The organism is Streptomyces sp. NPDC006552, from assembly GCF_040611655.1.
Lineage (GTDB): Bacteria > Actinomycetota > Actinomycetes > Streptomycetales > Streptomycetaceae > Streptomyces.
Window position 1 is genome coordinate 1 of the sequence record NZ_JBEXOS010000062.1, and the last position, 12,145, is coordinate 12,145.

The following is a 12,145-nucleotide window of genomic DNA, read 5'->3' on the forward strand; positions in this document are numbered from 1 at the left end:
CGCATGGTCAAGGAGTACAAGGCCGAGCTGATGCACCCCTACTACGCGGCCGAGCGCGGCCTGGTCGACGACGTCATCGACCCCGCCGAGACCCGCGAGGTGCTGGCCCGCTCCCTCGCCATGCTGCGCACCAAACACGCCGACCTGCCCTCCCGCAAGCACGGCAACCCGCCGCAGTAGCGGCACCTACTCGTAGGAGACCCGCCCCATGTCCATGCCTGACATCCGTGTCGAGAAGGGCCACGCCGACCCCGAAGAGGTCGCGGCCATCACCGCGATCCTCCTGGCCCGCGCCGCCGCCGCCCCGCAGGCCCCGGCCCACCGCGTCCGGCAGAACCGGGCCGGCTGGCGCCGCCTGGAGCGCGAGCCCGGCTTCCGCGCCCCGCACAGCTGGCGCTGAGCCGCTACGCACGAAGCCCCGCCCTCCACAAGGAGAGCGGGGCTTTCGCGTGTGCGGCGCCCTAGCGCAGGCGCGCCATCAGCGCGTGCTCGACCAGGGTGATGAGCGAGGACTTCGCGTCGGCGCGGTGCCGGGCGTCCGTCGTGATGATCGGGGTGTCCGGGCCGATCTGCAGCGCCTCGCGGACCTCGTCGGGGCCGTAGGGCTGGTTGCCGTCGAAGCCGTTGAGGGCGATGACGAACGGGAGGCCGGAGTTCTCGAAGTAGTCGACCGCCGGGAAGCAGTCGGCGAGGCGGCGGGTGTCCACGAGGACGACCGCGCCGATCGCGCCGCGCACCAGGTCGTCCCACATGAACCAGAAGCGGTCCTGTCCCGGCGTGCCGAACAGGTACAGGATCAGGTCCTGGTCGAGCGTGATGCGGCCGAAGTCCATGGCGACCGTCGTGGTCGTCTTGTCCCCGGTGTGGGTGAGGTCGTCGATACCCGCGGACGCGGACGTCATGACGGCCTCGGTGCGCAGCGGGTTGATCTCCGACACGGCGCCGACGAACGTCGTCTTGCCGACGCCGAAGCCGCCCGCCACCACGATCTTCGCGGACGTGGTGGAGCGACTCTGAGCAACCGGCCCTCCGCTAGAGCTTGCGAAGTCCACTGAGCACCCTTTCGAGCAGTGTCACGTCTGGCTGGCCGCCGGCGTTCTCGTCGCCGCCGGGCTGATGAATGGCGACCAGGCCCGCCTCCGCCAAGTCGGCGACGAGAATCCTGGCCACGCCGAGGGGGATGGAGAGCAGGGCCGAGATCTCGGCCACCGACTTGATCTCTCGGCAGAGGTGGCAGATCCGCTGGTGCTCGGGCAGTTGGCCCTGCAACTGGTGCGGCTGCGCGGTGGTGTGCACCAGCGCCTCGATGGCGAGCTGGTAGCGCGGCCTGGTGCGGCCGCCCGTCATGGCGTACGGGCGCACCAGGGGGTTGTTCGCGGCGGCGGGCCTCGCGTCAGGACGTGGCTGCGGCTGCACAGGCTGGATGCGGGGCGCCGGCGGCTGGTCGTAGGGACCGGGCTGCCGGACCGGCCGGGCGTGGCTCGGCTGGGAGGGGTAGTCGTACCGGTTCTGCGAGCCGTCGCTGTGGCCCGCGCCCGGCCGGCCCTGACCCTGGGCGGGGCCGTAGGGCGGCCAGTGGGCCGACGAACCGCTCGGGGGTGTTGCTGAACCAGACACGTACTCCTCCTCCGACTGCGCTGGGCACCATCACTGTGGAGCCGCGTCCCGAAACTTTACGGCCACGGGACGCGAAAACGCACCGCTTGTCTGTCAGTTGAGAAGGCTTCCCTGAAGCTCCGCACGCAGGTCGGGCGTGAGAACCGTGCCCGCGCGGTCGACAAGAAGTGCCATCTCGTACCCTACGAGGCCAATGTCCGCCTCCGGGTGTGCAAGGACGGCAAGGGAGGAACCGTCGGAGATGGACATGATGAAGAGGAATCCTCGCTCCATCTCCACAACTGTCTGGTTCACCGCGCCCCCCTCGAAGATGCGGGACGCGCCCGCCGTCAGCGAGGTCAGTCCCGACGCGACGGCCGCCAGCTGATCGGCGCGGTCGCGGGGGAACCCTTCGGACATCGCCAGAAGGAGTCCGTCGGCGGAGACCACCACCGTGTGGGACACCCCGGGGGTGTTGTCCACGAAGTTGGTGATCAACCAGTTCAGGTTCTGTGCCGCCTGGCTCATCGGGCTCACACTAACGCTCCTGGTGGTAGGTGCTGTCAGGGCCACCGGGAAACCCGCGGTCCTGGCCGTTCGTCGTCACTACGGTCACTGCTGATCACTACTGCCTTCACTGCGGCCGCGCTGCACGCCGCGGCGCAGATTGCTCAGCCTGCCCCGCACGTCCTCGGGCGCGCGGGAGATCGAGGGACCGCCCTGCGGCGTCGACTCCGCGGCACCCTCCACCAGATTGGCCTTGGGCACCCGGCGCGGGAGGCCGGACGAGGTGACCCCGCCCGCCTTCGGCTCCTTCAGCCGCTCCGCGCGCCCCCACCGCTCGTCGTTGGCCGAGCGCCAGCTGGGAGCGTCGGTGGCGGCCTCGGCGGGCCGGTCCTGCGCGGGCTCCGGGCTCCGGGAGGCGCCGGGGCCGCCGCGGCGCGGCAGGCCCGCGTCGGTCAGCTCGTGCGGGGCGGAAGGGGAGGGGCCCGCCGCGAGCCCGGGACCGGCGGGGGTGCCCGGGCCGAAGCCTACGCTCTCCCGGTCCGCCGCGTCAGGGCTCTGCGCGGATTCCGCTTCGGGCGCGTACGGCGCCTGGAAGTCGCCCTGGTAGCCGTCCCGCGCCTGCCAGTCGTCCTGCCGGACGGGCTGCTCGAAGGCGTTGTAGCTGTCCCGGGGGGAGTCCGCATAGCCGTTCTGCGGGGCGAAGCCGGCGTCGTAGGCGGCCAGCGGCTCCGCCTCGAAGGACGACTGCGCGGGGGCGTATCCGTCGTACCCGTTCTGGTGCCGGTCGTCGTAGCCGCCCTGCTGCGGACCGCCGTAGCCGCCCTGACTCTGATCGTCGTAGGCGATCTGCTGCTGGTCGTCGTAGCCGTGCTGCTGGGCGTCGTACGCGGAGTGCTCGGCGTAGTTCGACTGGTGCGGCTGGTGCGGCTGGGACTGGCGTTGCTCGATCTCGTCCCGGAAGAGCGGGCGGTCGTCCTCGCCGTCCTGGCCGTGCGTCTGCGCCTCCAGGGCGGCGCGACGCTCCTCGCGCATCAGGGAGCGGCCGACCGGGTCCAGCTCGCGCGCGTCGTCCGGCACGTCGTAGCGGCTGTCGTCGAAGCCGAGCTCGGCCGCGGTGCGCAGCGGCTCCTTCTCGAAGGACGGCTGCTGCGGGATCATCGTCGAGACGGTGAACTCCGAAAGGCCCGCGAAGTCGGAGCCGCCCGGCTGCTGGCCGCTGCCGCCGTGGGTGATCGCGTCCGGGAGCATGACCAGCGAGGTCGTGCCCGCCTGCTCGCCCGAGGGGCGCAGCTGGACACGGATGCCGTGCCGGTCGGCGAGCCGCCCGACCACGAACAGGCCCATGCGCTGGGAGATCGCGGCGTCCACGGTCGGCGGGTTGGCCAGCTTGTGGTTGATGTCCGCGAAGTCCTCGGCGGTGAGGCCGATGCCCTTGTCGTGGATCTCGATCATGATGCGGCCGTCGGGCAGCCGGGTCGCGGTGACGCGGACCTTGGTCTGCGGCGAGGAGAACGTCGTCGCGTTCTCCAGCAACTCGGCCAGCGCGTGCACGAGGTCGGTGACCGCGCGGCCGTGGATGTCGGCCTCGGGGACGCCGGAGAGCTCGACGCGCTCGTACTGCTCGACCTCGGAGGCGGCGGCGCGCAACACGTCGACCAGCGGCACCGGCTGGTCCCAGCGGCGGCCGGGCTCCTCGCCGGCGAGGACCAGGAGGTTCTCGCCGTTGCGGCGCATACGGGTCGCGAGGTGGTCCAGGCGGAAAAGGTTCTCCAGCTGGTCCGGGTCGGCCTCGTTGTTCTCCAGGTCGGTGATGAGGGTCAGCTGGCCCTCGATCAGCGACTGGTTGCGGCGCGAGAGGTTGGTGAAGATCGCGTTGATGTTGCCGCGCAGCAGGGCCTGCTCGGCGGCGAGCCGGACGGCCTCCCGGTGGACCTGGTCGAAGGCGCGGGCGACCTCGCCGATCTCGTCGCGGGTGTTGATCGGGATGGGCTGGACGCGGGTGTCCACCCGGCCCGGGTCCGTGCGCGAGAGCTGGTCGACGAGGGTCGGCAGCCGCTGCTCGGCCACGTCGAAGGCGGCGGAGCGCAGCCGGCGCATCGAGCGGGACATCTGGCGGGCCATCATCCCGGCGATGACGAACGCGGCGAGCAGGGCGACGACCACGGCGGCGCCGATGATGAACGCCTGCCGCTTGGCGTCGGCGGCGATGCCGGAGGCCTCTGCCACGGCCCGGTCGGCGAGGTCCGACTCGATCGTGCGGTAGGCGTCGAACTTGGCGGTGTTCACCGCCCACCAGTTCTCGGCCGTCACGCCCTTCTGCGCGAGGGCGAGCCGGGCGCTGGGCTGGGTGCTGGGCAGCGCGACGAGGTCGCCGACCATCTCGGTGGCGTCCGGCGGCGGGACGTACTCCGGGTCCTTCGCCTTGGCAGCGGCGGCCTGCTTGGCGCCGTCCGTCTTCAGCTGTTTGATCGTGGCGTCGAGCTTCTTGAGGTCCTCGGGGGTGCCGCCGCCCTTGTACTCCTCGATGGCGATGCCCTCGAGGTAGGCGTAGCTGCCGAGCGCGGTGCGCTGCTTGGCGAAGTGCGTGACGGTCGGGCCCGGCTTGACCAGCAGGTGCATACCGATGGAGCGCTCCAGGGAGAGCGCCGCCTTGGTCAGCGAGATCGCGTAGACGGTGCGGCCGTAGCTGGTGATGTTGCCGGTGCCCAGGCCCAGCTCGTTGGCGAACTCCATCAGCGGGTGCTGGATGGCGACGTAACCCTCTTCGGTCGACACGCCGGGCAGCTTGGAGGTGTACGAGGCGGCGCGCAACTTGCTCAGACCGCCCTCGACCTGGGTGAACTGCGCCATGCGGCGCTCCAGGCCCTCCTTGTGCGGCATGTTCTTCGCGGCGGCGTGGAACTCGTCGGCGGCGGTGTCCGTCGCCGCGCGGGCCTTGGTGACCTCCGGGTCGTTCTTCTTGCCCTGGAGCAGGGGAGCGGCGGAGATGTCGCGCTCCTCGACGAGGCGGTTGCCGTACGTGAGGGAGGCCTGGACGAGCCGGGCGGTGTTCTCCGCGTCCTCGGCCTCGTGCCAGGTGTCGATCGAGTTCTTCACCTGGAATCCGCCCATGACCAGACCGACGAGGACGGGTATGAGCAGGATCGCGTTGAGCTTCGTGGGGACACGCCAGTTGCGCGGCGACATCCGGCCGCCCGACGGCTCGGGCACTGCCGTCCCGGCCGGGGCGGGCTGTGCCGCTGTACGCGGCGGCGGGGTGAAGTTGCCCCGCGCCGATGCCGGCTCGGGACCGCTCTTGCTTCGCCTCACTCGACCAACAACCTCTCGGCGTCGGCACCTACGTTGTGCCGCGGTATGTCTCCAGGCCCGTTCTTACTGGGCAGTTCAGCGCATTCCAGCACGTCAGACGGCGCACCTCCAAACAGTCGGAAGCGGAACCTCCCCGTGATGTATGCCCCAGATAAAACGGTCATAAAGAGCGAGCCCCGCCAAAAGGCGGGGCTCTTGTGAGCACAGTGGAACCGGGTGTGCGCGACGTGTGTCGGCACTCCCGGAATTCTCTGTCGAAACGTTATGAACACCGAGGCCCCGCGTGTCAAACGCCACAGGAGCCTCCGATAGTGCCCGTGACAACTACCGTACGAATTTGGCCAATTGCTGGCCGACTTCCGACCGTTTCCGACTACTTGAGCCGCGCCATCAACGCGTGCTCCACCAGCGTGATCAGGCCACTCTTTGCATCCGCACGGTGCCGGGCGTCCGTCGTGATGATCGGGGTGTCCGGGCCGATCTGCAGCGCCTCGCGGACCTCTTCCGGGTTGTACGGCTGGTGCCCGTCGAACCCGTTGAGGGCGACGACGAACGGCAGGCCGGAGTTCTCGAAGTAGTCGACCGCCGGGAAGCAGTCGGCGAGGCGGCGGGTGTCCACCAGCACGATGGCGCCGATCGCGCCGCGCACCAGGTCGTCCCACATGAACCAGAAGCGGTCCTGTCCCGGCGTGCCGAACAGGTACAGGATCAGGTCCTGGTCGAGCGTGATGCGGCCGAAGTCCATGGCGACCGTGGTGGTCGTCTTGTCCCCGGTGTGGGTGAGGTCGTCGATGCCGGCGGAGGCCGAGGTCATGACGGCCTCGGTGCGCAGCGGGTTGATCTCGGAGACCGCGCCCACGAACGTGGTCTTGCCGACGCCGAAGCCACCGGCCACCACGATCTTGGCCGAGGTGGTCGAACGGGGAGCGGCCCCCGTGGCGCCGTCAGAGCTTGCGAAGTCCACTGAGCACCCTTTCGAGCAGAGTCACGTCCGGAGCGCCGCCGTTGGCCTCGTCGCCGCCCGGCTGGTGGATCGCGACGAGCCCGGCCTCGGCCAGGTCCGCGACGAGGATCCGGGCCACCCCGAGCGGCATCGACAGCAGGGCCGACACCTCGGCGACCGACTTCACCTCGCGGCACAGGTGGCAGATGCGCTGGTGCTCGGGCAGCAGCGTTCCCAGGGCCGAGGGGTCGGCGGTCGTGCTCACCAGTGCCTCGATGGCGAGCTGGTAGCGCGGCCGGGTCCGGCCGCCGGTCATCGCGTACGGGCGGACCAGCGGCTGGTCGCCCTCAAAACCGTAGGCGGCCTGTGCGGCTGCGCTGCCGTACGGATCGTGAGGAGCGGTGGGCGGGGTCATGGATCCTCCGGGCGGGACGGCGAGCCGGGGCTGCCGTCTGAGGGTGGGCCGGTGGGGGGATTGTGACGGCCTTACGGTGACGGGACGCAGATCAGAAGGGGATTACGTGACTTCGCTGGATTCCGGGTGGGGGATGCACCAGACTCGAGATGTGACCGGGGTTACCGGCCGTCACCCCCTTCAGTGCAGCAGGGTGCCCTGCAGCTCGGCACGGAGGTCCGGGGTGAGTACAGCGCCCGCGCGGTCGACGAGGAGCGCCATCTCGTACCCGACGAGGCCGATGTCGCAGTCGGGGTGCGCGAGCACGGCGAGCGATGATCCGTCGGAGACGGACATGATGAAGAGGAAGCCGCGCTCCATCTCCACGACCGTCTGATTGACCGGGCCGCCCTCGAAGATTCTCGACGCCCCCGCCGTCAGCGAGGTCAGCCCCGACGCGACGGCCGCCAGCTGGTCCGCGCGATCGCGCGGGAAGCCCTCGGACATCGCGAGCAGCAGACCGTCCGCGGACACCACGACCGTGTGGGAGACCCCCGGCGTGTTGTCCACGAAGTTGGTGATCAACCAGTTCAGGTTCTGTGCCGCCTGGCTCATCTGGCTCAACTAACGCTCCTGCTGGTGAGTGGGGCGGGGGTGGCTGCCGGTCTGACCTGTGCCGCCGGCCTGCCGTCCCTGCTGGATGCCCCTACGGAGATTGGTCAGCCGTCCTCGCACGTCATCGGGGGCGCGCGAGACCTGAGGGCCGGTCTGATTCTGCTGTTCCTGGGCCGTGCCCGCCACGAGGTTCGCCCGCGGCACACGGCGCGGCAGACCCGAGACGGTGACGCCGCCCGCGGCGGGCTTGCGCACCCGCTCGGCCTGACGCATCAGCTCGTCGTTCGGGGACTGCCGCCAGCCGGCCTGGCCCTGGGCGGGGCCGCCGGCCGAGGGGTTCGCCGGAGCGCCCGCCTGGGCGCGCCGCGGAGCCTGCTGCGGGGCGGCCTGCTGGCCACCGCGCTGCGGCAGGGGCCGGCCCTGCTGCGGGTTCTGGCTCTGGTTCTGGTCCTGGCCCTGTTCCTGCTGGCCGTGGAACCAGTTCGTCTCCAGCGTGTCGTACAGCGGCGTGCGGCCGTCGCCCGGCCCGGCCGGCGGCAGGTACTCCTGCTGCGGCTGCGCCGGTACGCCCTGGTCCTGCCCGGACGGACGCGGCACGGGCGGGAAGTCCTGGCCGCCACCGCGTCGGCGCGGCGCTGTCGGCGGCTCGTACTGGCCCGTGCCCAGCGGGTCCTGGGCCTGGCCGTACTGCCCGGTGTGCGCGGGGTCCTGGGGACGCCCGTACTGCCCGCCGTCGGACGGGCCCGCGAGCTGCCCGTACTGGCCGGTGTGGGCCGGGTCCTGCGGACGCTCGTACTGGCCGGTGTCCGACGGGTCCGGCCCACGGCCGTACTGACCGGCGTCCGACGGGCCCGCGAGCTGACCGTACTGGCCGGTCTGCGCGGGGCCCTGCGGGCGCTGCTCGTACTGGCCGGTGTGGGCCGGGTCCTGCGGACGCTCGAACTGGCCGGTGCCGGAGGGGTCCTGCGGACGCTCGTACTGGCCGGTGTGCGCGGGCTCCTGGCGGCCGGGGAAGCCGCCGTCCTGGAAGCCGCCGTCCTGGAAAGCACTGTCCGCGAAGCCGTTGGCGTTGGCGTTGCCGTTGTTGTGGCCGGCCCCGCCGCCGTTCCTGTTCGGTGCGCCGCCGAAGACGTCGGAACGGACGAACTGGCCGGTGCCCTGACCCGGGCCCTGGTTCTCGTCCTGGCCGGCGCGGGGCGCGGGAAGCGGCGCGTCGTAGTCGGGACGGGCGAACTCGGCCGTGGCGCCGGGCCCTTGACGCTCGTCCTGGATCCGCGGGAACTGCGACGTGGAGTCCGGCTCGTCGTGGCCACGCGGCGCGTCGAGGTGCGGCTGCGCGTTCTCGTCGCTCCAGCTCGGCACGCGGGACGTCGCGCTGCCACCCGGCAGCTCGGCGCGCGGGCCGCCGCGGGCGGGCAGCACCGGACGGCGCCGGCCCTGCTTCTCGGCCGGGTCGTTGTGCGTGCGCTGCTGCGGCGGGACAGGGCCCTGCGCGCTGTTGAAGACACCGGCGCCGGCACCGGTCGGGGCCTGCGGGCCCTGCTGGGCGCGCGCGGGCAGCGGGGCGCCCGGACGCTGGGGGGCCTGCGGGTTCTGCGGGCCGCGCTGCTGCCCGGAGTCACGCGGACCCTGCGGGTTCTGCGGACCCTGGGGTCCGCCCTGCGGGTTCGGGAAGCCGCCGTCCCGGGCGGGAAGAGCCGCCCGCGGACCACCGGCGCCGGCACCGACCTGCGGCCGCGCCGCACCGGGCCCGGAGTTGAGCCGGCCCGCGGCGCCACCGCCGGCACCCGGCGCGACACCGCGCCGCGCGGCACCGGCGCCGGCCGCGGCCTGCGCGGCGGCGGGACCGCCGCCACCGGGGCCCGCCTGGCCGGGAATCTTCTTGCCGCCCTGGGCGACATCGACAGGAAGCATGACCAGCGCGGTCGTCCCACCGGAGTCGGAGGGGCGCAGCTGGATACGGATGCCGTGCCGCTGCGAGAGCCGGCCGACCACGAACAGACCCATGCGGCGCGAGACCGACACGTCCACGGTGGGCGGCGACGCGAGCCGCTCGTTGATCGCGGCGAGGTCCTCGGGGGAGAGGCCGATGCCGGTGTCGTGGATCTCGATGAGCACGCGGCCGTCGGGCAGCGCGTGACCGGTCACCTTGACCTTGGTCTGCGGCGAGGAGAACGACGTCGCGTTCTCCAGCAGCTCGGCGAGCAGGTGCACGAGGTCGTTGACGACGCGGCCGGCCACTTCGGTCGTGGGGACCGAGGCCAGCTCGATGCGCTCGTACTGCTCCACCTCGGACGCGGCGGCGCGCAGCACGTCGACGAGCGGGACGGGCCGGGTCCAGCGGCGGCCCGGCTCCTCGCCCGCGAGGACGAGGAGGTTCTCACCGTTACGGCGCATGCGGGTCGCGAGGTGGTCGAGCTTGAACAGCGAGGAGAGCTGGTCGGGGTCGGCCTCGCGGGACTCCAGCTCGGAGATGAGCGAGAGCTGGCGCTGGATGAGGCCCTGGGAGCGGCGCGAGAGGTTGGTGAACATCGCGTTGACGTTGCCCCGCAGCAGGGCCTGCTCGGCGGCCAGTCGCACGGCCTCGCGGTGCACGTCGTCGAAGGCCGCGGCCACCTGGCCGATCTCGTCCCGGGAGTGCACACCGACGGACTCGACGGAGGTGTCGACGTCCTGCGGGTCGGACTCGGAGAGCTGCTTGACCAGCTCGGGCAGCCGGTCCTGGGCCACCTTGGTCGCGGTGTCCTGGAGCCGGCGCAGCGAGCGGATCATGGAGCGGGCCACGACGAACGCGCCGACGAGGGAGACGCCGAGCACGATCAGGATGAGCGCGCCGTTGATGATGGCGGACTGTTCGGAGGAGTTGCGCAGCTCGCGGGCCTGCTGCTCCATCTGGTTGAGCAGCGTCAGCTCGATCTTGGACATCTCCTGGATACGGGAGCTGTCCGCGTCGACCCAGTCCTTGTAGGAGCGCTTGTCCTGGGTCTTGATGCCGTCCGGCTTGGACAGCACGCGCTCGGCGTAGCTGTCCGCCGCCTTGATGGTGGCGTTGTTCTCGTCGAGCGGCTTGAGCAGTTCCTGCGCGGAGACGGCGCCGTAGACGCTGCGGAACGAGCTGAGCTGCGAGTCCTGGTTCTCGGACGCCGACAGCGCGTACTGGCGGTCCGTCTCCGAGATCGAGCCGAACGACGAGCTGTTGGGCGGCAGCGCTGCCGCGATCACGGCCCGCTGCTCCGAGGCGTACTCCTTGGCCGAGGAGAACGCGGCCAGGGCGCGGGTGCGCTGGATCATCTCGGGGCTGCTGGTCGCCTGCGCCATGTCGGTGGAGAGCGAGAGCAGCTGATCGACGATGCGGGCGTAGGCCTCGACCGTCTGCGAGGAGTTGGTCTTGCTGGCGTACGAGCCCTGCCGGATCTTGTTGAGGCCGATCAGCTCGTGGGCGATCTGGACGGCGTGCTCACGCACGCCGTTGAGGCTGCCTGAGTCGCTGTCGCCCTCGATGTCGGTCGTGCTCTGCAGGAACGTGTCGCGGGCGCGGTTGGTCTTCTCGCGCGCCGCCTTGATGCTGAAGTCGCCGGTCGCCTTGGGGTCGGTCGACAGCGGCCCCGCCGACTGGTCGCGCTCCTCCTGGAGCGCCGACGCCAGGTCGGTGGCCTGCTTCGTCATCTCGGTCAGCAGCTTCATGTTGTCGAGCTGCTGGATGTCGTCGAGGGACTCGGAGATGCGCAGCGCGCCGAGCGAGGTCGCGGCGACCACGGGCAGCGTCAGCAGCGCGACCAGACGGGTCGAGATCCGCCAGTTGCGCAGCGCTATGCGCGGGCCGGGCCCGGGGGCCGTCCTGGCCTTGGCCGCGGTCGGTTCGGGCGCGCCCGGGCCGCCGGAGACCTGGGAGCGCCCGTCGCGCTCACCCGTCTCGACGGAGGCCGTGCGCCCCGGGTTCTGGGCGTGCGGGGGCTGGGAGCCGCCTGTTATCGGGCCGGTCCCGCCGCGCGGCTCCGGCTCCGCCGCAGCGCTGCCATCCCTGTTCTTACGTCCCTGCACTAGCGTCGCAACCTCTGGACCAGGCGTCCCTTCCGCATACGCGGGCAGGACGGTGTCGGCGTAGTTCGAAGGGCGACCTGAAACGCCCCCCTGTGGTCGTGAGTGACCGGCGCTGGCTCCCCTCCCCGTCGCAGCTCGGCGCTGACTCGCGCCTCTGTGCGCCGGTTCCATCCGCGACGGTCCCGGGAATTTCAGCACAGTGCAGGATCTCCAACAAGGCCCGAGGGACGCGCCGCACCTCCTGTGACCCGGTGTGAGGGGAGCGTGACGAGACGTAGAAAGTGATCTAGGGGAAAGCGGGCATTAGCGGACGTTCCCTGTACGGGCGGGGGGTGTCCCAGTCGCCATGATCGGGAGCGGAATGATGGGTTCGGTGGCGCAATGTCTGTTTCGCCGGTGCGGGTCCGTGGCCCGAAGTGCCCTTTTTGAGAGGTGCCTCGTGAGCAAACTCACATGGCGACGATCACAACTTCCCGGCTTTCGGTGGGAATCAGATGTTTAGCCTGACGCTTTACACGGACGGACCGACCGACAACCGAGAAGGTGCCCGAGCGCAGCCATGAAGACGACGACGATGTTCCTCAACCTCGCCAATCCGCGGCGCACCACGCTGGCCCACCTCAAGGACGCCGAGGAGATCCAGGCCGCTCCGCACCTGCCGGAGCACGCCGCCGAACTGCCGGCCAGCACGGCCAACCCGAAGCGCACCATCCTCATGGAGAAGCCGCAGTAGGTGGCGG

At 71.1% G+C, this 12,145-nt stretch carries 10 protein-coding genes and 1 pseudogene; 3 read left to right on the forward strand and 8 right to left on the reverse strand.

From position 1 onward, the window contains the following. Together ABZY33_RS28305 and ABZY33_RS28310 are read left to right on the forward strand one after the other, a co-directional pair. Positions 1–180 (forward strand): carboxyl transferase domain-containing protein (locus tag ABZY33_RS28305; RefSeq protein WP_356494525.1); only part of this gene is annotated, 180 nt, incomplete at its 5' end. Positions 181–208: 28 nt separating this feature from the next. Further along, complete coding sequence (locus ABZY33_RS28310) at positions 209–400, forward strand: acyl-CoA carboxylase subunit epsilon (protein ID WP_356494526.1); 192 nt, start codon at positions 209–211, stop codon at positions 398–400. A gap of 61 nt (positions 401–461) precedes the next feature. Here the strand turns inward: ABZY33_RS28310 and ABZY33_RS28315 are convergent, their stop codons facing one another. The 8 genes and pseudogenes from ABZY33_RS28315 to ABZY33_RS28350 all read right to left on the reverse strand — a co-directional run bounded on the left by ABZY33_RS28315 (position 462) and on the right by ABZY33_RS28350 (position 11,405). Next, a complete protein-coding gene (locus tag ABZY33_RS28315; RefSeq protein ID WP_356494527.1) occupies positions 462–1,052 on the reverse strand; it encodes an ATP/GTP-binding protein in 591 nt (196 codons plus the stop codon). Beyond that, positions 1,033–1,617 (reverse strand): DUF742 domain-containing protein, encoded by a 585-nt coding sequence (locus ABZY33_RS28320; RefSeq protein ID WP_356494528.1) that lies wholly within the window; start codon positions 1,615–1,617, stop codon positions 1,033–1,035. Before ABZY33_RS28320 ends, ABZY33_RS28315 begins: the two co-directional genes overlap by 20 nt. Positions 1,618–1,710: 93 nt before the next feature. Beyond that, positions 1,711–2,124 (reverse strand): roadblock/LC7 domain-containing protein, encoded by a 414-nt coding sequence (locus ABZY33_RS28325; protein ID WP_026057603.1) that lies wholly within the window; start codon positions 2,122–2,124, stop codon positions 1,711–1,713. A gap of 10 nt (positions 2,125–2,134) precedes the next feature. After that, positions 2,135–5,412, reverse strand: a pseudogene (locus tag ABZY33_RS28330) (nitrate- and nitrite sensing domain-containing protein). 373 nt (positions 5,413–5,785) lie between these two features. Continuing rightward, entirely contained in the window at positions 5,786–6,376 is a 591-nt protein-coding gene (locus ABZY33_RS28335) for an ATP/GTP-binding protein (protein WP_356494529.1), read from the reverse strand. Continuing rightward, on the reverse strand, positions 6,357–6,770 hold the full coding sequence (locus ABZY33_RS28340) for a DUF742 domain-containing protein (RefSeq protein WP_356494530.1): 414 nt from the start codon (positions 6,768–6,770) through the stop codon (positions 6,357–6,359). The genes ABZY33_RS28335 and ABZY33_RS28340 overlap by 20 nt, the downstream gene beginning before the upstream one ends. Before the next feature lie 180 nt (positions 6,771–6,950). Continuing rightward, positions 6,951–7,364 (reverse strand): roadblock/LC7 domain-containing protein, encoded by a 414-nt coding sequence (locus ABZY33_RS28345; protein ID WP_356494565.1) that lies wholly within the window; start codon positions 7,362–7,364, stop codon positions 6,951–6,953. Positions 7,365–7,373: 9 nt separating this feature from the next. Then, complete coding sequence (locus ABZY33_RS28350) at positions 7,374–11,405, reverse strand: nitrate- and nitrite sensing domain-containing protein (protein ID WP_356494531.1); 4,032 nt, start codon at positions 11,403–11,405, stop codon at positions 7,374–7,376. A gap of 559 nt (positions 11,406–11,964) precedes the next feature. On the opposite strand from ABZY33_RS28350, the gene ABZY33_RS28355 reads away from it, so the two are divergent. Next, complete coding sequence (locus tag ABZY33_RS28355; protein ID WP_356494532.1) at positions 11,965–12,138, forward strand: hypothetical protein; 174 nt, start codon at positions 11,965–11,967, stop codon at positions 12,136–12,138. The last annotated feature ends 7 nt before the right edge of the window (positions 12,139–12,145 follow it).